This is a genomic window from Bradyrhizobium zhengyangense (assembly GCF_022012555.1).
Classification (GTDB): domain Bacteria; phylum Pseudomonadota; class Alphaproteobacteria; order Rhizobiales; family Xanthobacteraceae; genus Bradyrhizobium; species Bradyrhizobium zhengyangense.
In genome coordinates, this window is sequence record NZ_JAKLTZ010000006.1 from 457709 (window position 1) to 478118 (window position 20410).

The 20410-nt window shown below is 63.2% G+C and carries 19 protein-coding genes; 12 read left to right on the forward strand and 7 right to left on the reverse strand.

Features of this window, described 5'->3' with window-relative positions; all coding sequences use genetic code 11:
• Positions 1–56 precede the first annotated feature (56 nt).
• The 5 genes from L6639_RS25030 (at position 57) to L6639_RS25050 (ending at position 4042) form a co-directional block, all read left to right on the forward strand.
• Positions 57–734, forward strand: a complete 678-nt coding sequence (locus L6639_RS25030; RefSeq protein ID WP_237864294.1) for a VOC family protein — start codon at positions 57–59, stop codon at positions 732–734.
• A 46-nt stretch (positions 735–780) separates the two neighbouring features.
• Entirely contained in the window at positions 781–2121 is a 1341-nt protein-coding gene (locus L6639_RS25035) for an epoxide hydrolase family protein (protein ID WP_237864295.1), read from the forward strand.
• Positions 2122–2144: 23 nt separating this feature from the next.
• Complete coding sequence (locus tag L6639_RS25040) at positions 2145–2558, forward strand: cupin domain-containing protein (RefSeq protein WP_237864296.1); 414 nt, start codon at positions 2145–2147, stop codon at positions 2556–2558.
• 53 nt (positions 2559–2611) lie between these two features.
• The gene (locus L6639_RS25045) at positions 2612–3073 is read left to right on the forward strand and encodes a carboxymuconolactone decarboxylase family protein (RefSeq protein WP_237864297.1); all 462 of its coding nucleotides are present in this window, start codon (positions 2612–2614) and stop codon (positions 3071–3073) included.
• A 93-nt stretch (positions 3074–3166) separates the two neighbouring features.
• On the forward strand, positions 3167–4042 hold the full coding sequence (locus L6639_RS25050) for an alpha/beta fold hydrolase (RefSeq protein WP_237864298.1): 876 nt from the start codon (positions 3167–3169) through the stop codon (positions 4040–4042).
• A gap of 11 nt (positions 4043–4053) precedes the next feature.
• On the opposite strand, the gene L6639_RS25055 is transcribed toward L6639_RS25050, so the two are convergent.
• From L6639_RS25055 to L6639_RS25075, 5 genes are all read right to left on the reverse strand, one after another.
• Positions 4054–4755: a response regulator gene (locus tag L6639_RS25055; RefSeq protein ID WP_237864299.1), complete on the reverse strand. Its 702-nt coding sequence runs from the start codon at positions 4753–4755 to the stop codon at positions 4054–4056.
• A gap of 135 nt (positions 4756–4890) precedes the next feature.
• The gene (locus tag L6639_RS25060; RefSeq protein WP_237864300.1) at positions 4891–5577 is read right to left on the reverse strand and encodes a response regulator; all 687 of its coding nucleotides are present in this window, start codon (positions 5575–5577) and stop codon (positions 4891–4893) included.
• A gap of 138 nt (positions 5578–5715) precedes the next feature.
• The gene (locus L6639_RS25065; RefSeq protein ID WP_333909351.1) at positions 5716–6921 is read right to left on the reverse strand and encodes a c-type cytochrome; all 1206 of its coding nucleotides are present in this window, start codon (positions 6919–6921) and stop codon (positions 5716–5718) included.
• A gap of 227 nt (positions 6922–7148) precedes the next feature.
• Positions 7149–8864: a PQQ-dependent methanol/ethanol family dehydrogenase gene (locus tag L6639_RS25070; RefSeq protein ID WP_237864302.1), complete on the reverse strand. Its 1716-nt coding sequence runs from the start codon at positions 8862–8864 to the stop codon at positions 7149–7151.
• Between the two features lie 336 nt (positions 8865–9200).
• Positions 9201–9650: an SRPBCC family protein gene (locus tag L6639_RS25075; protein ID WP_128949285.1), complete on the reverse strand. Its 450-nt coding sequence runs from the start codon at positions 9648–9650 to the stop codon at positions 9201–9203.
• Between the two features lie 662 nt (positions 9651–10312).
• Between L6639_RS25075 and L6639_RS25080 the strand changes: the two genes are divergently transcribed.
• The 5 genes from L6639_RS25080 to L6639_RS25100 all read left to right on the forward strand — a co-directional run bounded on the left by L6639_RS25080 (position 10313) and on the right by L6639_RS25100 (position 16754).
• The gene (locus L6639_RS25080; RefSeq protein ID WP_237864303.1) at positions 10313–10798 is read left to right on the forward strand and encodes a (2Fe-2S)-binding protein; all 486 of its coding nucleotides are present in this window, start codon (positions 10313–10315) and stop codon (positions 10796–10798) included.
• A gap of 81 nt (positions 10799–10879) precedes the next feature.
• On the forward strand, positions 10880–13222 hold the full coding sequence (locus tag L6639_RS25085) for a xanthine dehydrogenase family protein molybdopterin-binding subunit (protein ID WP_237864304.1): 2343 nt from the start codon (positions 10880–10882) through the stop codon (positions 13220–13222).
• A gap of 15 nt (positions 13223–13237) precedes the next feature.
• Positions 13238–14038 carry an FAD binding domain-containing protein gene (locus L6639_RS25090; RefSeq protein ID WP_237864305.1) on the forward strand — a complete coding sequence of 267 codons (801 nt, stop codon included), beginning with the start codon at positions 13238–13240 and terminating at the stop codon, positions 14036–14038.
• Positions 14039–14245: 207 nt separating this feature from the next.
• Entirely contained in the window at positions 14246–15370 is a 1125-nt protein-coding gene (locus tag L6639_RS25095; protein ID WP_237864306.1) for a CaiB/BaiF CoA transferase family protein, read from the forward strand.
• A gap of 76 nt (positions 15371–15446) precedes the next feature.
• On the forward strand, positions 15447–16754 hold the full coding sequence (locus tag L6639_RS25100) for an MFS transporter (protein ID WP_237864307.1): 1308 nt from the start codon (positions 15447–15449) through the stop codon (positions 16752–16754).
• A 20-nt stretch (positions 16755–16774) separates the two neighbouring features.
• On the opposite strand, the gene hppD is transcribed toward L6639_RS25100, so the two are convergent.
• On the reverse strand, positions 16775–17893 hold the full coding sequence (hppD, locus tag L6639_RS25105) for a 4-hydroxyphenylpyruvate dioxygenase (RefSeq protein ID WP_237864308.1): 1119 nt from the start codon (positions 17891–17893) through the stop codon (positions 16775–16777).
• A 123-nt stretch (positions 17894–18016) separates the two neighbouring features.
• Here hppD and L6639_RS25110 point away from each other — a divergent pair, with 123 nt between their 5' ends.
• Positions 18017–18496: an Lrp/AsnC family transcriptional regulator gene (locus L6639_RS25110; protein WP_237864309.1), complete on the forward strand. Its 480-nt coding sequence runs from the start codon at positions 18017–18019 to the stop codon at positions 18494–18496.
• A gap of 73 nt (positions 18497–18569) precedes the next feature.
• Positions 18570–18881: a DUF1272 domain-containing protein gene (locus tag L6639_RS25115; RefSeq protein ID WP_237864310.1), complete on the forward strand. Its 312-nt coding sequence runs from the start codon at positions 18570–18572 to the stop codon at positions 18879–18881.
• Positions 18882–19003: 122 nt separating this feature from the next.
• Here L6639_RS25115 and fahA read toward each other — a convergent pair whose 3' ends face one another.
• Entirely contained in the window at positions 19004–20272 is a 1269-nt protein-coding gene (fahA, locus tag L6639_RS25120) for a fumarylacetoacetase (protein ID WP_237864372.1), read from the reverse strand.
• Positions 20273–20410 lie beyond the last annotated feature (138 nt).

Genomic DNA, 20410 nt, shown 5'->3' on the forward strand with positions numbered 1-20410 from the left:
GGACTTTATACAGCGCATCCGAATATATCGGACACGATCTAATTCAGGAGAGAGCCATGCCTGCCAAGAATGCAAACGAGACCACCAGAGCGCCGGCGATCGACATGAAGCTCGAGCTCGTCGTCATCCCTGTTTCCGACGTCGATCGCGCCAAGGAATTCTATGCGACGCTCGGATGGAGGCTGGACGCCGATTTCGCGGGGCCTGACGACTACCGCGTCATCCAGTACACGCCGCCCGGCTCCCCCTCCTCGGTCATCTTCGGCAAGAACGTGACCGCGGCGGCACCCGGCTCCGCCCAGGGCCTGTACCTGATCGTCTCCGACATCGAAGCCGCGCGAAACGATCTGCGCGATCGCGGTGTCGAGGTCAGCGAGGTCTTCCACGCCGAAGGCGACGTGCACACCGGACCGGACGAGCCCTATCTGTTCGGGCGACGTCGGATCAGCGGCCTCGATCCCGCGCGCACCAGCTACCGCTCATACGTCTCGTTCAGGGATCCGGACGGCAACGGCTGGCTGTTCCAGGAGATTACCGCGCGATTGCCGGGACGCGTAGAGCCGGCAGGCACGACATTCACCTCCTCGACTGAACTGGCGAGCGCGCTCCGACGTGCGTCCGCCGCACACGGCGAGCACGAGAAGCGGAACGGCGGTCAGCACGATGCGAACTGGCCGGACTGGTACGCCGATTACATCGCCCGCGAGCAGGCGGGCCAGCCGCTGCCGGCCTGAGCCGCGGCCGCGACGTCACCCAATCGAACCAGTGAGGGAGAGTCCAATGCGTGCGCAGTCAAGTTCCAAAGTCATCAACCCGGACCGCCGCCAGCTGTTGCGCTCCGCCGCGATGGGAATTGCCGCGGCGGCTGCCGCAAGCCTTTTCCCCGCGCATCTGGCGCCGGCGGCGACAAGTGACGACATCCACCCCTTCCGGATCAACGTTCCGGAAGAGGCACTGATTGACCTGCGCAGCCGCATCAATGCGACGAGGTGGCCGGAGCAGGAAACCGTCGCCGACGAATCGCAGGGCGTACAGCTTGCGACCCTTCGGGACCTCGCGCGCTATTGGGCAACGGACTATGACTGGCGGAAGATCGAGGCAAAGCTCAACGCCCTGCCGCAGTTCATCACCGAGATCGACGGACTGGACATTCATTTCCTTCATGTCCGTTCGCGGCACGAAAATGCGTTGCCGCTCATCGTCACCCATGGGTGGCCCGGTTCGATCATCGAGCAGTTGAAGATCATCGATCCTCTCACCAATCCAACGGCGCATGGCGCGAGCGCATCGGACGCCTTCCATATCGTGATCCCGTCCGTTCCCGGCTACGGATTTTCTGGCAAGCCGGCCACCAGCGGCTGGGGCCCCTCTCGCGTCGCGCGCGCCTGGGTCCAGCTGATGAAGCGCCTTGGCTACACCCGCTTTGTCGCGCAGGGCGGAGACATCGGTGCTCTCATTTCCAATGCGATGGCCGAACAGGCGCCGCCGGAACTGCTGGGCATCCACACCAACTTCCCCGGCACGATTCCGCCTGACATCACCAAGGCGTTGCAGAGCGGTGAGATGCCATCCGGTCTCTCAGCCGACGAGCAACGCGCCTTCGACCAGGTGAAGGATTTTCGCGCCAAGCATTTTGCCTACGCCGCAATGATGGCGACGCGGCCACAGACGCTCTACGGCTTGGCAGATTCTCCGGTCGGCCTCGCCGCCTGGATTCTCGACCACGGTGACGGCGATGCGCAGCCGGCGGCGGCGATCACTTCGGCTGTGCTCGGACGCACCATCAATGGGCACTCCGCAGGCGACGTCACGCGCGACGACGTCCTCGACGACATCACACTCTATTGGCTGACGAACACCGCGATCTCGGCGGCCCGCTTCTATTGGGAAAACAAGGGAATGAGCGCACTGAACGCGGTCGACATCTCGATTCCCGCTGCTGTGAGCGTCTTTCCAGGCGAAATCTACCAGGCCCCGCGCAGCTGGACCGAGCGGGCCTATCGCAAGCTCATTCACTACAACAAGGTCGACCGAGGCGGACACTTTGCAGCCTGGGAACAACCGCAACTTTTTGCGGAAGAGGTCCGCACAGGCTTCCGTCCGCTGCGCAAATCGATCTGAAAATTCTGACCAAGGAGCACGAAGTGACCAAGCATCAAGTGAAGAGGAAAATCCTGGCGATCGCGGCGCTTGTCGTCGGAAGCGTTCTGGCCTCCAGCGCGGCGCAGGCTCAGCAAGCGGGCGTGACGCGCACCGATCTGCAACGGCACGATCTCTCTGCGCCCGGACGCGAAGCCGTCCAGGTACGCGTCGACCTCGCCCCGGGGGTCGCGTTCGGCAAGCACACGCATCCCGGCGAAGAGATCATCTATGTCCTCGAGGGTTCGCTCGAGTACCAGATCGAGGACAAGCCGCCGATTACCCTGAAGGCCGGCGACGTCCTGTTCATTCCGGCCGGAACGGTTCATGCGGCAAGGAACGTCGGCAACGTCACTGGCAGCGAACTCGCGACCTATATCGTCGAAAAAGGCAAGCCGCTGCTCGCATTGGTGAAGTGACGGCGGCGAGCGACAAAAAGGACCTGACCACCTACGTTCATCGAGGAGCTAAAATGAGCAAGCGGCTCGACTACAATCAGATCGCACCAGCAGGCGTGAAAGCGCTGGGCGGCGTCTACGGCCATGTCATGCAGAGCAACCTTTCGCCTGCGCTGATCGACCTGATCTATCTGCGAATTTCCCAGATCAACAACTGCGCGTACTGCCTCGACACGCACACCCGTGACTTGCTCAAGAAGGGAGTGACGATCGAAAAGCTCGCGCTGGTACAAGCGTGGAGAGAGGCCGGCAACGTCTTCGATGAGCGCGAACGCGGCGCCCTGGTATGGGCCGAAACGGTGACGCGCGTTGCGGAGACCAACGTGCCGGACGAAGCGTATCAAGCCGCCCGTACCGTGTTCGACGAACGCGAACTCGTGGATCTCACGATCGCGATTGGCTTGATGAACGCCTACAATCGCCTGGCCATCAGCTTTCGGAGCACGCCGCAGGCCGTACTCGAGCATCAGGCGTAGCAGCAGTCCGAATTCGTCTCCGCCGGACCTCCTTGGCCTCCAGATCACCTCGACCCGCACGCCGACTCGTAACGGGATGAAAGGACACTGACCATGTCACACCGGACCAACGACAACTCGATCGGCTTCTTCGAGATCAGCGAAGATATCACGCTTCGAAGGATGGTTCTGCGCAGCGCGAGACCGAGGGGGACCGTCCTCTTTCTGCACGGCTTTCCAGAGACCCTTTATGCGTGGAAGGATATCGGCGCGGCCCTCGCCGGGGACTACGAGGTCCATGCCTTCGACTGGCCGGGCTACGGTCTTTCATCGAGGCCCGCGGTCGACAGGTTCTCCTACGCGCCGACGGACTACGCGCATGTTCTGGATCGGTACATCGCGAAAGCAGACATCGACGCATCCAGGCTCACGATCTACGCAACGGACATCGGCGCCCTGCCGGCACTCCTGCTGGCGGTGGAAAAACCCGATATCGCAAGGGCCATCATCGTTGGCGACTTCGCCCCGTTCAACAGGCCGCAGTTCATGGCCGAGAATCTGCAAAATCTGAAGGCGGGGCCTGCCATGGCGCAGGTCCGCGCTATCATGAACAGAAATCGCGACGAGATCCTGGAAAACGTCTTCACAAGAGGCTTGCCCAAGGAGGCGCGGTTCGACGTTTCGCAGGAATTCAGGGACGACATGTCCCGCGGATGGAGTCACGGCGCCATGACGACCGTCGACGCATTCTCCCACTACTACTCGCACTTCACACGAGACCAAGACCACTTCGAAACGCAACTGGCTCGGCTCAAAACTCCGTTGAAGGTGATTTGGGGTGAGAAAGATCTCTACATCAAGAAGGAGATGGGAGCGGAGCTCGCTGAAAGGGTACGCGCGGAATTCACGCTTCTCCCCGGCATTGGGCACTACCCTCACCTCCAACATCCGGAGGGAACCGTCGATGAGGTGCGCGCCTCGTTCCGATGACTGACGTCTGGCTATCCCGAGGGCGGATCGGCCTGCGAACGCTCCCGCTTCGGGCCGGTCCCCTCGGCAGCCAGCGTCGCGAAATCGATCCTGGACATTTCGACGATGGCCTTGGTGCGACTAATCACGTTGAGCTTGCGCAGGATGTCCGAGACATGGACCTTCACCGTAGTCTCCGAGATCTTCAGCTCAAAGGCGATCTGCTTGTTCTGCAGGCCGCGCTTGAGCATTTCGAGCACGCGCAATTGCTGCGGCGTCAGCTCGTGCAGGCGTTTGATCAGATCCTGCGCCGGGCCGGACCCGCGCTGCGGGCGGACGGGCGCGCGATAGGCGGCGGGCACGCAGATCGAGCCGCGCAGCACCTCGCCGATCGACTGCGCCAGATCCTGCTTGGACGACGATTTGAGGATGTAGCCGGCCACGCCGAGCGACAGGGCGCCGGAGATGATCTGCGGATCCTGATGGCCTGATACGATGACGATTGGAATCTTGGGAAACGACTTGCGGATGCGGATGATGCCCGAAAGACCCGTCGTGCCCGGCATCGACAGATCAAGCAGGATGAGATCGAGCTCCGAAGTCGCCGCGACCAACTCGAGCGCCCCGTCGATCGAAATCGCCTCAAGGATCTCGGCCGTCGGCGCCACCATCTGGAGCGCGCCTTCGAGCGCCTCGCGAAACAACGGATGATCTTCGACAATCAAAAATCGCATCGCGCGTGAGCCACTGTGAAGGTCTTGCGGGAAACCTCGCCCGGGATGTGACCGGAACGGATGTTGAATTGCCTCACGTGAGAATGTCCCAGCCGGGCCGGGCCGGCTTGACCCAGGTCAAGAACGACGACCGCGTCATTGCGGCTTCCCGCGATCGACCCGCGCATAGGGACGCCCCTTGGGATCGGGCAGGTCCATCTTGCCGATCTCGATGACCGCCTTGTTGCGGCTGAACAGCCCGAGCTTGCGCAGAATCTCGGTGATGTGCGCTTTGACCGTGGATTCGGCCAGCGCAAGCTCCTGCGCGATCTGCCGGTTCGGGAAGCCTCGACGCAGCAGATCAAGCACGCGCAGCTGCTGCGGCGTGAGCTCGCGCAGCTTGACCTCGAGCGCCTTGCTGGCGTCGGCCCGGCGCAGCCGCGGCCCCGCCACGAAATCCTTCGGCACCGACACCGAGCCGCTGAGCACGCCCTCGATCGATTGCGCGAGCTCACGCTTCGACGTCGACTTCGGAAGATAGCCGGCGGCTCCCAGCGCGAGCGCCTCACGAACGATGTGCTGGTCCTCCTCGCTCGACACGATGGCGACGGGCAGGCGCGGATAGGCCTCGCGCAAACGCAGAAAGCCGGAGAAACCGGTCGCATCGGGCAGTGACAGATCGAGCAGGGCGAGGTCGATGCCCTGCTCGGCCAACAGGATATGCAGCGCGTCCTCGATCGACATCGCCTCGAAGATCCGCGCCTCCGGCAAGGCCAGCCGCACGGCATTGCCGAGCGCTTCGCGAAACAGCGGATGATCGTCGATGATCAGGAAGCTGGTCATGGCGCCTTCCCAGGATCGCGCCGCACAGGCATCCTCCGCGAGAGCGGAAGCGACATATCGATGCGGCACCCGTCCGGCGCCTGGATGATGCCGGACGGAAGCTAGCACATCCTCCCGATCGCGTTTGGTCAAGATCGTTCAGTCGTTGGATTCGGTCTGGACCGTCAGCAGGAAGGAATAAATGTTGTCGAACTGGTCGTCGGTGAAGACCTCTTTCCAGGCCGGCATGCCCTTGGTCGGCCGTCCTTCATGCACGGTCGTCCAGAATGTCTGGCGCATGTCGTCGCCGTAGCGGTGACGCAGCAGCCGCAGGTCGATCTTCCGCTCGCTCTGGATCGCGTCGGGGCCGTGACAATGCGCGCAAGTTCCATTGAAGATTTCCTTGCCCGCACCGACCGCCTCGGCGGCTGGCGCAGCCGCATCGCCCTTGATCTCGGTCGCGGCGACCTTGGCGATCTCAGTGACGTGAACGCCGGTCTGGGCTCCGCTTCCCATGCCAGTCGTTGTTCCCGCAGGCACCGCTCCGTTCACGCCGAAGCGAACCGGCTTGCCGCTCGGCAAGCCGTATTTCACCGCGAGTTCGCCGATCGTCCGTTGAAGCTGTGGCAAGACAGCATCGACGCGATCACGAAGCTCAGTGGACGTCTTCGCGAAGCCGATGGCCGCATCCCATGACAGGCCTTCGCCCTCGGTGAGCTCAATCTGGTAGCGGTCATTGTAGCCGGTCTTGTTCAGCCAGCCGGCAACCGGCCCCCAGATGAAGGCGACGTCGGCCTTGCCCTGGTCGAGCGCCTGCATACCCTCCTCCGGTGACAGCACGGTCACCATTTGGACGTCGTCGCGGCTCGCGAGCAGGTTTTGCGGCGTGCTGGCGTACTGCACGGCGACCCGCTTGCCCCTGAGGCCGTCGATGCCGCCGAGCGCCGGGCCCTTCGCGGCCACGAGGGCATAGCCTTCCTTCGCGAACGGGCTGGAGAAGATCACGGCCGGTCCCATGAAGTCCTCGGACCGCGGCAGCCCGATCATGGCGTCGCATTGCTTGCCGAGCAGCGTGACGCGCACGGTGCGCTTGCCGAAATAGGATTTGTACCAATCATAGGTGATCGGCCGGCCGAGCGCCTGCGCCAGGGCCTGCCCGATCTCGACATAGAAGCCCGGCTGCGACGGACTATCGCTGGAGAACGGAAGATTGGTCGGATCAGCGCAGAGACGAAGCGGCTGCTGCGCCTCGTCGGCGTGAGCCGTGATAACAGGTGCGACCATCGCGGACGCGGCGGCCCATGCGACGAGCCCGGCAATGCTACGGTTTCGCGTCTTGCCACTTCCAAGATGATTCGGACGCATCCTCATCTCCCGCAGTTGGGAATTGTTGGACCGAAGCGCGATGAGATCAGGGTGAATCGTCATCGCGCTTTAGGTTGTTGTTTTGAGCATGACCTATTCGGGAAACCGCTGCGCACTTTTCCGGATCATGCTCCAGGCGTTGCGGCGCGCATCAGCCGAGCCGCAACGATCGTCTGGAAAAAGCGCGCGCGTATCTCGTCACCTCTGAAAGATACGCGCGCGAGTGGTCACTGGACGGAGAACACGAAGAGCGAACCGCCCTCGGGAGCTGCGGCCGTCATCTTCTTGCCCACGTCGCCCAGGAACGCCGGTAGCGAAGCCGTGCGGCCGACGACGATGGCCACGTATTGCTTGCCGTCGACCTGATAGGTCACCGGGCCCGCACCGATGCCGGAGCCGAGATTCTTGCTCCACAGCACCTTGCCGGATTTCGCATCGATGGCCCGGAAGTCGCCATGGATGTTGCCGGCAAACACGAGGCCGCCGCCGGTGGTCAGCGTGCCGCCGTTGAACGGCAGGTCTTCCTTGATCGACCAGACCTTCTTCTGCGCCACCGGGTCCCAGGCCACGAGCTCGCCGAGGAATCCGCCGGGGCCCTCCTTGGTCGGGAATTCGGCGCCGAGATAGAACACGCCGCGCTTGTAGGAGACGTCGCCGACCGACCAGTCCATGCAGACATTGTTGGACGGGATGTAGACGAGGCCGGTCTGCGGGTTGAACGACATCGGCTGCCAGTTCTTGCCGCCAATCAGGTTCGGGCAGATATCCTTGGCAGGATGACCCGGCCCCGGCCGCTTGTCGGGATCCTCGACCGCGCGCATCGTCGCGATGTCCCACTTCTTGGCCCAGTTGGAGAACACGTATTTCTCCGCCGACAGCACCTTGCCGGTCTCGCGATTGGCGACGAAGAAGTAGCCGTTGCGATCCGCCTTCATCAGCGCCGGAACGGTGCTGCCGCCGATCTTGAGATCCGCAAGCACCGCCTCGTTGACGCCGTCATAGTCCCAGGCATCGGCGGGCGTGGTCTGGATGTGCCACTTGATCTTGCCGGTGTTGGGATCGAGTGCGAGCGTCGAGGCGGTGTACAGGTTGGTCAGCTTGCCGAAATTGCCGTCGCCGGTCGAGCGCACCGCAGTGTTCCACGGGCCGGGATTGCTGGTGCCCCAATAGACCGTGTCGCTCTTCGCATCGTAGGAGCCGACCAGCCAGGCGGCACCACCGCCATGCTGAGCCGAGTCACCCTTCCAGCTGTCGCCGCCAGGCTCATCCGGCGAGGGAACGGTATAGGTCTGCCAGACCTGCTTGCCGGTGTTGATATCGAAGGCCTGGAGCGAACCGCGAACACCATATTCGCCGCCGCCGAAACCGGTGATCACCTTGTCGCGTACGACGAGCGGCGGCGACGTGATGACCGAGCCCTGCTTGTAATCGACCACCTTCGACGTCCACAGCACCTTGCCGGTCGCCGCATCGAGCGCCGTCAGCTTGCCGTCGAGACGGCCGACGAAGATCTTGCCGTCGGCATAGGAGACGCCGCGGCTGTTCACGTCGCAGCAGGCATATTGCAGCACATCATCGGGAATGTCGGGCTCATAGGTCCATTTGCGTGTGCCGGTGGCCGCATCGAGCGCGTAGACGTATTTCGGACCCCATGAGCTCGAGACGTAAAGCGTGTTGCCGATCACGATCGGCGAGGATTCGTTCGAGCGCAACGACGCCAGCGAGAACGAGTAGGCGAGCGTCAGCTTGCCTGCGTTCTCGGTGTTGATCTGCTTGAGCGGGCTGAAGCGCGTGTTTCCGTAATCGTGACCGGCAACGGCCCACTGGTTGGAATCGGATTGCGCCCTGATCAGGGAGTCGTTGGCGCGAACGCCTGGTGTCGCGGCGGCCAGCATCGCAATCATCGAAATGCCGGCCAAGAAGCCCTTTGTAGCAAAGGTCATGTATTCCCTCCGATGTTGTTGTGTGCACCGCGTTGGGCGCTCGTGATGCGCAGTTTGTCTGCGACACCATCGACCGGAATTACAACATCGCCGCGCAGCGCTTAGTATGGGCGGAAGGTAGTAGTGCAAATCATTGGCGACTTTCGCTGTGCATCTCCTTGTTGAAGCTTGCGTCTTTGGCTTGTTTTACAGCTCGAAATGGACGTTCGGATTTTTGCAAGGCACAGGACTCGACCGTCGTCCCGGACAAGCGGAGCGAAGCGACGTGCAGATCCGGGACGACGGATGAGTTCCTAGCGATCTTGCATCGTCGGGTGCAGCGATGCTGCGCATCGATCACGATGATGGCGCTACCACAGACGCAAAACTCTCGAAGAAGTTCGCGGCGAGTTTGCGCGACGTCGAATCGATCAGCCTCGAGCCGAGCTGCGCAAGCTTGCCGCCGATCTGCGCCTCGGCCTCGTAGTGCAGGATGGTGACGCCGGGAGATTCCTCTTCCAGCCTGACCTTCGCACCGCCCTTGGCAAAGCCCGCGACGCCGCCGGCGCCTTCGCCGATGATGCGGTAACCATTGGGCGCGTCGATATCCGTGAGCGTCACCTTGCCGCTGAATGTCGCCTTCACCGGGCCGACCTTCAGCACCACGGTCGCGACCATCTCCGTCGGCGACGCCATCTCGAGCGATTGGCAGCCGGGAATGCAGCGCCTGAGAATGTCGGGATCGTTGAGCGCGGCCCACACATCGGCTTTCGACGCGGGGATACGCTGACTGTCGTTCATCTGCATCGCTTCCACCCCTTGGCTGTTGCTTGTACAGCTCGACTAGGCGCGCGCGCGGGTGCGATCAATCGCCAGGAAGTACTAGGGCTGCTTTGCTGCGGCTCATTCATTCGATGTCATTCCGGGGCGCGACGAAGTCGCGAGCCCGGAATCCATTCATCCACCAACCTGCCGTTCGAAGGATTCCGGGCTCCCTCGCGCCGCTCGGGCCCCGGAATGACGTTCGAGTGTTGCGACGCCGACGGCCGTTCCACGCCCCCCAAGCTGGCGGCGGCGCGCTGCATCGCAGCTAACAAAATCAATGACTTAGATCGCCGTCACCTACTACCAAGATCGCGATTACAACGGGCATGGAAGGGTGCTCCTATTCGCACAACGAACAAGGCAGCAAAGGGAGAAACGGCGCGCGAGGAGCCCGACGTCCAAGGCGTGCTTCGCGCGATAAGGTGAGCACGGCAGCCACCGACGAAGCAGCCATCGTTCTCGAAAGCTTCTTGTACGGCCACGCCACGCATTGGCGGCGGCACGGAACATCGTGACCGAATCGCGCACCTGCGGCGACAGTCACAATGACCTTTCCATGACGCGCGATGACTAAAATCCCAGTTGCAAAGTTCCGTTCGCGCTGTCTCTAATTGGAATAACGACAAACATTCGGGAGGTATCACGTGTCTACAGTCAAACTGACGGTGAACGGCAAGGCCGTTGCTGTCGAGGTCGAGGACCGCACGCTGCTGGTCCATCTCTTGCGCGATCACCTCAACCTCACCGGAACCCATGTCGGCTGCGACACCAGCCAATGCGGTGCCTGCGTCGTGCACTTGGACGGCCGTGCGGTAAAATCCTGCACCATGCTGGCCGGCCAGGCCGACGGCGCCAGCGTCACCACCATCGAAGGCATCGCCAAGGGCGACGAGCTGCACCCGATGCAGGCCGCCTTCCGCGACAATCACGGCCTGCAATGCGGCTATTGCACGCCGGGCATGATCATGTCGGCGATCGACATCGTGCAACGTCATGGCGGCCAGCTCGACGAGGGCACGGTCCGTCAGGAGCTCGAGGGCAATATCTGCCGCTGCACCGGCTACCACAACATCGTCAAAGCCGTGCTGGATGCGGCCGGACGCATGAAGGTCTCGCAGGCGGCCGAATAGGGCCCGGCTCGAACGAACGATCACCACTGCAGCTTTCGATGGAAAGCGCAGGCATAGCAATTCCGGTCGGGAGGACCAGACATGGGTGTTGAAGGCATCGGCGCGCGCGTCGTGCGCAAGGAAGACAAGCGTTTCATCACCGGCAAGGGCCGGTACGTTGACGACATCAAGTTGCTGGGCATGACCCATGCCCATTTCATCCGCAGCCCGCACGCGCACGCCAAGGTGAAGAAGATCGATTCGTCCGCCGCGCTGAAGATGCCGGGCGTGGTCGCCGTTCTCACCGGACAAGAGCTCGTCGACGACAAGGTCGGCAACCTCATCTGCGGCTGGGCCATCACCTCCAAGGACGGCAGCCCGATGAAAATGGGCGCATGGCCGGCGATGGCACCGGAGACGGTGCGCTTCGTCGGTCAGGCCGTCGCGGTCGTGATCGCCGACAGCAAGAACCTGGCGCGCGACGCGGCGGAAGCTGTCGTCGTCGACTACGAGGAACTCCCCGTCGTTGCCGACGTCCACGCCGCCATCAAGGCCGGCGCGCCGCAGCTCCACCCCGAGGCCCCCGGCAATCAGGTCTATGATTGGGTGATCGGTGACGAGGCTGCGACGGATGCTGCCTTCGCCAAGGCCGCGAATGTGGTGAAGATGGACCTCACCAACAATCGCCTCGCGCCGAACCCGATGGAGCCACGCTCGGCGGTCGCCGACTACGACGCCGCGGAGGAGCATTACACGCTCTATACGACATCGCAGAACCCGCATGTCGCCCGGCTCGTGCTCTCTGCGTTCTACAATATCGCGCCCGAGCACAAGCTGCGCGTCATCGCGCCCGACGTCGGCGGCGGCTTCGGCTCCAAGATCTACATCTACCCGGAAGAGATGGTGGCGCTCTGGGCCTCCAAGAAGACCGGCCGCCCCGTGAAGTGGACCAGCGACAGGACTGAAGCCTTCCTCACCGACGCGCATGGCCGCGACCACGTCACCCATGCCGAGATGGCGTTCGACGCCAACAACAAGATCACCGGCTTGAAGGTCAAGACCTACGCCAATTTCGGCGCCTACATGTCGCTGTTCTCGTCGGCCGTGCCGACCTATCTCTACGCGACGCTGCTGTCGGGCCAGTACAACATCCCGCAGATCCACGCCGAAGTGATCGGCGTTTACACCAACACCACGCCGGTCGACGCCTATCGCGGCGCGGGCCGTCCCGAGGCCAGCTATCTGGTCGAACGGATGATGGAGACAGCGGCGCGGCAACTCAAGGTCGATCCGGCCCAGTTGCGCCGGAGCAACTTCATCACCCAGTTCCCGCACCAGACGCCCGTGATCATGGCCTATGACACCGGCGACTTTAACGCCTCGCTCGACGCCGCGATGAAGGCAATCGACTATGCCGGCTTCCCCGCCCGCAAGGCGCAAGCGAAGGCGCAAGGCAAGCTGCGCGGCATCGGCGTGTCCTGCTACATCGAGGCCTGCGGCATCGCGCCGTCGAAGGCGGTCGGTAGCCTGGGCGCCGGCGTCGGCCTCTGGGAGTCGGCCGAAGTGCGCGTCAACCCGGTTGGCACAATCGAGATCCTGACGGGCTCGCACAGCCACGGCCAGGGTCACGAGACCACGTTCTGCCAGCTCGTCGCGGAGCGCCTGGGTGTTCCCATCAGCCAGGTCTCGATCGTCCATGGCGACACCGACAAGGTGCAGTTCGGCATGGGCACCTACGGCTCGCGCTCGGCCGCCGTCGGTCTCACCGCGATCCTGAAGGCCATGGAGAAGATGGAAGCCAAGGCCAAGAAGATCGCCGCGCATGCGCTGGAGGCCTCGGAAGCCGACATCGTCATCGAGAACGGCGAGTTCAAGGTGACGGGCACCGACAAGGCGATTGCGCTGCCGATGGTCGCGCTCGCGGCCTACACCGCGCACAATCTGCCTGACGGGATGGAGCCGGGCCTGAAGGAGAGCGCCTTCTACGACCCCTCCAACTTCACCTTCCCGGCCGGCACCTATATCTGCGAGCTCGAGGTCGACGCTGGTACCGGCAAGACCTCCTTCGTCAACTTCGTCGCGGCCGACGATTTCGGCCGGTTGATCAACCCGATGATCGTCGAGGGACAGGTCCATGGCGGCTTGGTTCAAGGCATCGGACAGGCACTGCTCGAGCACGCCATCTACGATGCCAACGGCCAGCCGGTCACGGCCTCGTTCATGGACTACGCCATGCCGCGCGCCGACGATGTGCCCTCGTTCAACCTCTCCCACACCACGACGCTGTGCCCGGGCAATCCGCTGGGCATCAAGGGTTGCGGTGAGGCCGGCGCGATCGGCGCCTCCGCGGCCGTGATCAACGCGATCACGGATGCGATCGGAAAGAACAACCTGGAAATGCCCGCAACCCCTGATCGGGTGTGGCGCACGATCCACGCGGCTTGAGAGGGAGCATCAAAGATGTACCAGACCACTTATCATCGCGCCTCCTCGGTCGACGAAGCCGTGAGCTTGTTTGGCAAGAGCAGCGAGGCGAAGTTCCTTGCCGGCGGACAGACCTTGCTTCCGGTCATGAAGCAGCGGCTCGCGAGCCCCTCGGACGTGATCGACCTCGGTAAGATCAAGGAACTGCAGGGCGTCGAGCTCTCCGGCGACGTGCTGACCATCAAGGCCGCCACCACCTATTACGACATCATGACCAATGCCGATGTGAAGAAGGCGATTCCAGCGATCGCCCATCTCACCTCGGTGCTCGGTGACCCTGCCGTACGCTATCGCGGCACGATCGGCGGCTCGATTGCCAACAACGATCCTGCCGCCGATTTCCCCGCCGCCCTGCTCGCACTCGGCGCCACCGTGAAGACCAACAAGCGGTCGATCGCGGCGGAGGATTTCTTCAAGGGCCTGTTCACGACCGCGCTGGAAGACGGCGAGATCATCACCGCCGTGTCGTTCCCGGTTCCGGCGAAGGCGGGTTACGAGAAGATGCGTCATCCGGCCTCGCGCTTCGCGCTGACCGGGGTGTTCGTGGCACAGACCAAGTCGGGCGAGGTGCGCGTTGCCGCGACCGGCGCGTCGCAGAGCGGCGTGATGCGGGTCCCTGCGATCGAAGCGGCGCTGAAGGCGAACTGGTCGCCGTCGGCGATTGACAGCGTGAGCATTTCGGCAAGCAATCTGCTGGCCGACATCCACGGCACGGCGGAGTACCGCGCCAACCTCGTCAAGGTAATGGCGCAGCGCGCGGTGACCGCTGCGGGCTGAGATCCTACTCTCAGCGTCTCAACACAAATCTTCCGCGGCGCGCAGCAATGCGCGCCGCTTTTTTGATGCGCCCATGCATGAAAAGCGCTTGCCTCGCTGGCGTGAAGGCGAGAAGAGTTAATCAGCCAATTAACTCGCCCCAGAGAGGAAAGTCCGTGGCGACGGCCTGACATCAGGCATTCGCCCGCGACCCGAGGAAACAACAACGTGCTCGATCAACCGGCCCAGCAAAAATCAGAAGACTCGTCCGTCCGCAACTCCGGCCCGCTCGCGGGCTTCCGCATCGTCGAATTCGCCGGCATCGGTCCCGGCCCTTTCGCCTGCATGTTGCTGGCTGACATGGGCGCCGAAGTCGTCACGCTCGATCGTATCGGCGCGAAGAAGAGCATGAAGTCGGTGGCGGGCCGCGGCCGCAAGCTGATCGAACTCGACCTCAAGGACAAGGCGGCGATCGCGCAGGTGCTCGATCTGCTCGCCGGCGCCGACGCACTGGTCGAAGGTTTCCGTCCTGGCGTGATGGAGCGGCTCGGGCTCGGCCCTGATGTCGTGCTCGCGCGCAATCCAAAGCTCGTCTACGGCCGCATGACCGGCTGGGGCCAGGAAGGCCCGCTGGCGAACGCCGCCGGCCACGACATCAACTACATCTCCATCACTGGCGCGCTCGCGGCGATCGGCACTGACGAAGCGCCGGTGCCGCCGCTCAACCTGGTCGGCGATTTCGGCGGCGGCGCGCTCTATCTCGTCGTCGGCGTGCTCGCCGCGCTGCTGGAAGCATCAAGGTCCGGCAAAGGTCAGGTGGTCGACGCCGCGATGTGCGACGGCGCGGCCTCGCTGATGTCGTTCTTCTTCGACATGAAGACGCTCGGACGCTGGACCGAGGGCCGCAACCGGAATTTCCTCGATGGCGGCGCCCACTTCTACGGCGTCTATGAATGCGCCTGCGGCCACTTCGTGTCGATCGGCTCGATCGAGCCGCAGTTCTACGCCCTGCTGCGCGAGCATGCCGGCCTGACCGATGCCGATTTCGACGCGCAGATGGATCCCAAGGCCTGGCCCGTGCTGAAGGAGAAGCTGAAGGCCGTGTTCAAGAGCAAGACGCGCGAGGACTGGTGCAATATCATGGAAGGCACCGACATCTGCTTCGCGCCTGTTCTGACCATGTCGGAAGCGACCGCGCATCCGCACATGGTCGCCCGCAACGTCTTCATCGAGCGCCACGGCGTGAAGCAGCCGGCGCCGGCGCCGCGCTTCTCGCGCACCCGGTCCGCGGTCCGCGAGCCGGAAAGCGCCGAGATTTCCGCCGTGACGGCTGCGTGGAAAGCGGGCCGCTAGGGCGCGCTTGAGGGTTGTCAGCAGGCACCTTTTGCTTCACTTCGCGTTTCACAGAAGTGACACAAGGTGCTCATCCGTGAACCAGACTGACCGTCCGCGTCCCTCCCAAACCATGCGCGTCGGCGCAGCCATACTGGGCAACGCGCTCGAATTCTACGACTTCACCGTCTACGCGGCGTTCGCGGTCTGGCTCGCCAAGGCCTTCTTTCCGGCTGACAATCCCAACACCAGCCTGCTGCTGACGGTTGCGACCTTCGGCGTCGGCTTCGTGGCGCGACCGCTCGGCGGCATCGTCATCGGCGCTTATGCGGATCGCTACGGTCGCAAGCCGGCAATGACGCTGACCATCTGGCTGATGGCGCTCGGCACCGGCATCATCGGCCTGCTGCCGACCTACGATCAGATCGGCCTGCTCGCCCCGGTCCTGCTGGTGCTGGCGCGGCTGCTGCAGGGTTTTTCGACCGGCGGCGAGATGGGACCGGCGACGACTTATCTGCTCGAGAGCGCGCCCTCGCACCGCAAAGGCTTCTTCGGCAGTTGGCAGCTCGCCAGCCAGAACCTGGGCAGCCTGTTCTCCGCGCTGGTCGGCCTTGGCCTCGCCTTCCTGATCACGCCCGGCGCCAATGATAGCTGGGGTTGGCGCGTGCCGTTCCTGCTCGGAATCCTGATCGCGCCGGTCGGCTATTTCATCCGCAAGAATCTCGACGAGACGCTGGATGCCGAAGAGGCCCATGCCAGCGTCGGCGGCGTGCTGTCCGACATCCTGGCCAACCACTGGGGCAAGATCGTGCTGTGCATCCTGCTGATCTCGGGCGCGACCATCGGCCAGTACTTCTTCCTGTACACCGCGACCTACGCCATCAACACACTACACTACAGCCAGGGCTGGGCCATGACGGCCAACTTCGCCACCTTCGTGAGCGGCACGATCTTCGCGCTGCTCGGCGGCGCGCTCGCGGACAGATACAGCCTGAAGACCATCGCCGTGGTGCCGCGCATCATCGTGACGCTGCTGTTCTATCCGGCATTGCTGCTGGTGGTGTCGTCGGGCTCGCCGCTCGTCTACGTCGTCACCGCCGCGGTGCTGATGGCATTCCATGCGATGTCGGGCGGCGCCGGCATCATCCTCATCCCGCTGATCTTCCCCGCGATCGTCCGCACCTCCGGACTGTCGATCGCCTACGCGCTTGGCGTCACCCTCTTTGGCGGCACCGCGCAGCTGGTGTTCACCTGGATTATCGGCACGACAGGCGACAAGCTGTCATGGGTCTGGTACGTCGTCGCGATGGGCGCGGTCAGCATCCTCGCCACGATGGCGATGCGGATGCCGGAGGATCTCGCGCGGCGGCGGGACGGTGCGATGAACGCGGCGGTGGCGCGCTAGAGCGGACGAACGGCAGCGTTCTACGCTGCCGTATCCACCTTCAACACGCCGCGGCGGATCTGATCTTCCTCGATCGATTCGAACAGCGCCTTGAAATTGCCCTCGCCAAAGCCGTCATCGCCCTTGCGCTGGATGAACTCGAAGAAGATCGGGCCGATGGCGTTGGCCGAGAAGATCTGCAGCAGCACCTTGGTCTGGCCGCCGTCGACCACGCCTTCGCCGTCGATCAGGATTCCGTTCTTCTGCAGGCGTGCGACGTCCTCGCCGTGCTTGGGCAGGCGGGCATCGACCTTCTCGAAATAGGTCGCGGGCGGCGACGGCATGAAAGGCAGGCCGGCTGCGCGCAGGCCTTCAATGGTGCCGTGGATCTCGCGGCAGCCGCAGGCGATGTGCTGGATGCCTTCGCCGCGATAGGTCTTCAGATATTCCTCGATCTGGCCGGAATCACCGGCGTCCTCGTTGATCGGAATCCGGATCTTGCCGTCCGGACTGGTCAATGCGCGCGAGAACAGGCCGGAGGCGCGGCCTTCGATGTCGAAGAAACGGATCTGGCGGAAGTTGAACAGCTTTTCGTAGAAGCCGGTCCAGACATCCATGCGGCCGCGGTGAACGTTGTGGGTGAGGTGATCGAGATAGAACAGGCCGGCGCCGACCGGACGCGGATCGCGCGCACCGAGCCATTCGAACTCGGCGTCATAGGCCGAGCCCTTGGCGCCATAGCGATCGACGAAATAAAGCAGGCTGCCGCCGATGCCCTTGATCGCGGGCACATCCAGCGTCTTCTGCGCCGATGTGACGCCAGCCGGCTCGGCACCAAGCGCAATAGCACGGTCATAGGCCGCCTTGGCATCGACGACGCGGAACGCCATCGACGGCGCGCAAGGACCATGCGCGGCGACGAACTCATAGCCGTGAGTGCCGGGCTCCTCATTCACGAGATAGTTGATGTCGCCCTGGCGATAGACGGTGATCCTCTTGGTCTTGTGGCGCGCGACCGGCGCATAGCCCATCAGCTTGAACAGATCGTGCAGCTCTTGCGGATTGGGATGCGCATATTCGACGAATTCGAACCCGTCGGTACCCATTGGATTGTCGGCGCTAACAGTGGCCGGCGGTGCATCGTGCGGAAACGGACCCATTGGCGATTCTCCCAAATTGCTGCTGGCCAGAACTATCCTTCATGGGGCGCGCAATGAGCGTGCAAATGGAACGCGTTTTCGCTATCCTATGCACGATCTGTGCACGAAATGGAAAAATGACGCATGATTCCAGTGGATGCCTTCGACCTCAAAATCCTGGGCGCGCTCCAGGACGACGGCCGCCTCACCAACCAGGAACTCGCCGAGCTTGCAGGTCTCTCGGCTTCGCAATGCTCGCGGCGGCGGATGCGGCTGGAGGAGGAGAAGGTCATCGCAGGCTATCACGCCGATCTCTCCAGCGAGGCGCTCGGCTTCGGCGTGATCGCCTTCATCCAGGTCGGGCTCGCGACCCACTCGCCGGATAATTCAAAGCGCTTCCGCGCGCTGGTCAACCGGATCGACGAGATCCAGGAGGCCTATTCGCTCACGGGCGACGCCGACTACGTGCTGAAAGCCGTGCTGCGCGACCTCAAGGGTCTGTCCAACCTCGTCAACGATATCCTGATGCCGCATCAGAGCGTGGCGCATGTGCGTTCCTCGATCGTGCTCGACCGTCTCAAGGAAAGCTCGAAGCTGCCGCTGAAGGATTTGAAGACTGGCTGAAATCGAGGGAACTACGCCATTCGCGCTGCGCGCGCGATCTGCGATGATCGAGTCCATTCGCGGAGATCCGACCATGGCCCTTCAGCTTCGACCGAACTGCGAATATTGCGACCGCGACCTGCCGCCTGATGCAACGAACGCGCGGATCTGTTCCTATGAATGCACGTTTTGCGCGGATTGCGTCGAGACAAAACTGTCTAACGTCTGCCCGAATTGCGGCGGCGGCTTCGCACCGCGCCCGATCCGTCCGACGCGGGAATGGCGGCCGGGCGTGTGCACGACCAAGCAGGCGCCATCCGACAAACGCGTGCATCTGAAGTACAGCCAGGAGGACGTTGCCGCGCACTGCGCGCGGGTCAAGGACGTGCCGCCGGAGAAGCGATAAGCTCTCTCCGCGCCGTCATTGCGAGCGCAGCGAAGCAATCCAGACTGTCGTCGCGTTGACAGCCTGGATTGCTTCGTCGCAAGAGCTCCTCGCAATGACGGAGGTCGGAGCGAGGGCGAAGCCTACTCCGCCGGCAAGATCGTCCCCTCGACCTCGCCGAAGCCGACGCGATAGCCGTTGCCCTGGCACCAGCCGCGCATCACGAGACTGTCGCCATCTTCGAGGAACGTACGCTTGCCGCCGGGCAACTCCACCGGTTCGGTGCCGTTCCAGCTGATCTCCAAGAGGCTGCCGCGCTGGTTCTTCTCGGGCCCGGAGATGGTGCCGCTGCCGAGGAGATCGCCGACATTCATGGCGCAGCCCGAGGAGGCGTGGTGCATCAGCTGCTGCACCGAGGACCAGTACATGTATCTGAAATTGGTGCGGCTGATGCCGGCGGCCGCATTGGCGCCGGCGGCGCGCAAGGAGACGTCGAGCGCGATATCGTAGTTCTGAGGCTTCGCCTGCTTCAGATAATCCAGCGGCACCGGCTCCTGCTCGGGCCCCTTGAGCCGGAACGGCTCCAGCGCCTCGCGCGTCACCACCCACGGGCTGATCGAGGTCGCGAACGCCTTGGCCAGGAACGGCCCGAGCGGCACATATTCCCATTGCTGGATATCCCGCGCGCTCCAGTCGTTGAGCAGCACGAATCCGAAGATCATCTCCTCGGCCTGAGCTTCGGTGAGCATGCCGCCCATCGGCGACGGTTGCCCGATCACGACGCCCATCTCCAGCTCGAAATCGAGCCGCTTGCACGGACCAAAGCTCGGCACGTCGACATTCGGCGGCTTCAGCTGCCCGCGCGGCCGCTTCACCTTGGTGCCTGACACCACGACGGTGGATGCGCGTCCGTTATAGGCGATCGGCATGTGCAGCCAGTTCGGCTGCAGCGCATTGTCCTTGCCGCGGAACATCACGCCGACATTGGTGGCGTGTTCTTTCGAGGAATAGAAATCGGTGTAGCCGGAGACCGCGAACGGCAGATGCAGCTTTGCCTCGTGCATCGGCACCAACGCCTGGCTGCGCAGCTCGTCGTTGTCGCGCAGCTCCGGATGATCGTGCCGCAACAGCTCGCTGATCCGCGCCCGAGTTTTGCTCCAGATCTTTGGCCCGAGTGCCATGAAGGGATTGAGCGAGGGTCCGGAGAACACGCCGAGCGGACCGACATCGAGCCGCGAATCCTGCTCGAGCTCCCAGAGATCGAGCACGTAGTTTCCGATGGCGACGCCGACCCGCGGCGTGGGATTGGCCGCGGTCGAGAACACGCCATAGGGCAGGTTCTGGATCGGGAAGTCCGAGACGGGATCGATTTCGATGAAGGAGCGGAGGCTGGGGTCGTTGGGATCGGGCACATGGCTCTCCAAAATTGAGACCGTCATTCCGGGATGGTCCGTAAGGACCAGACCTCAGGTGCGCAATTGCGCACCGGGGGAATCTCGAGATTCCGGGTGCGATGCTTCGCATCGCCCCGGAATGACGATTAGAATGAT

What these genes read in the sequence shown, in the direction of transcription:
- L6639_RS25030 (WP_237864294.1), top strand. Translation starts at nt 57, where the DNA reads ATGCCTGCCAAGAATGCAAACGAGACCACCAGAGCGCCGGCGATCGAC.
- L6639_RS25035 (WP_237864295.1), top strand. Translation starts at nt 781, where the DNA reads ATGCGTGCGCAGTCAAGTTCCAAAGTCATCAACCCGGACCGCCGCCAG.
- L6639_RS25045 (WP_237864297.1), top strand. Translation starts at nt 2,612, where the DNA reads ATGAGCAAGCGGCTCGACTACAATCAGATCGCACCAGCAGGCGTGAAA.
- L6639_RS25050 (WP_237864298.1), top strand. Translation starts at nt 3,167, where the DNA reads ATGTCACACCGGACCAACGACAACTCGATCGGCTTCTTCGAGATCAGC.
- L6639_RS25055 (WP_237864299.1), bottom strand. Translation starts at nt 4,755, where the DNA reads ATGCGATTTTTGATTGTCGAAGATCATCCGTTGTTTCGCGAGGCGCTC.
- L6639_RS25060 (WP_237864300.1), bottom strand. Translation starts at nt 5,577, where the DNA reads ATGACCAGCTTCCTGATCATCGACGATCATCCGCTGTTTCGCGAAGCG.
- L6639_RS25065 (WP_333909351.1), bottom strand. Translation starts at nt 6,921, where the DNA reads ATGCGTCCGAATCATCTTGGAAGTGGCAAGACGCGAAACCGTAGCATT.
- L6639_RS25070 (WP_237864302.1), bottom strand. Translation starts at nt 8,864, where the DNA reads ATGACCTTTGCTACAAAGGGCTTCTTGGCCGGCATTTCGATGATTGCG.
- L6639_RS25075 (WP_128949285.1), bottom strand. Translation starts at nt 9,650, where the DNA reads ATGCAGATGAACGACAGTCAGCGTATCCCCGCGTCGAAAGCCGATGTG.
- L6639_RS25085 (WP_237864304.1), top strand. Translation starts at nt 10,880, where the DNA reads ATGGGTGTTGAAGGCATCGGCGCGCGCGTCGTGCGCAAGGAAGACAAG.
- L6639_RS25090 (WP_237864305.1), top strand. Translation starts at nt 13,238, where the DNA reads ATGTACCAGACCACTTATCATCGCGCCTCCTCGGTCGACGAAGCCGTG.
- hppD (WP_237864308.1), bottom strand. Translation starts at nt 17,893, where the DNA reads ATGGGTCCGTTTCCGCACGATGCACCGCCGGCCACTGTTAGCGCCGAC.
- L6639_RS25110 (WP_237864309.1), top strand. Translation starts at nt 18,017, where the DNA reads ATGATTCCAGTGGATGCCTTCGACCTCAAAATCCTGGGCGCGCTCCAG.
- L6639_RS25115 (WP_237864310.1), top strand. Translation starts at nt 18,570, where the DNA reads ATGGCCCTTCAGCTTCGACCGAACTGCGAATATTGCGACCGCGACCTG.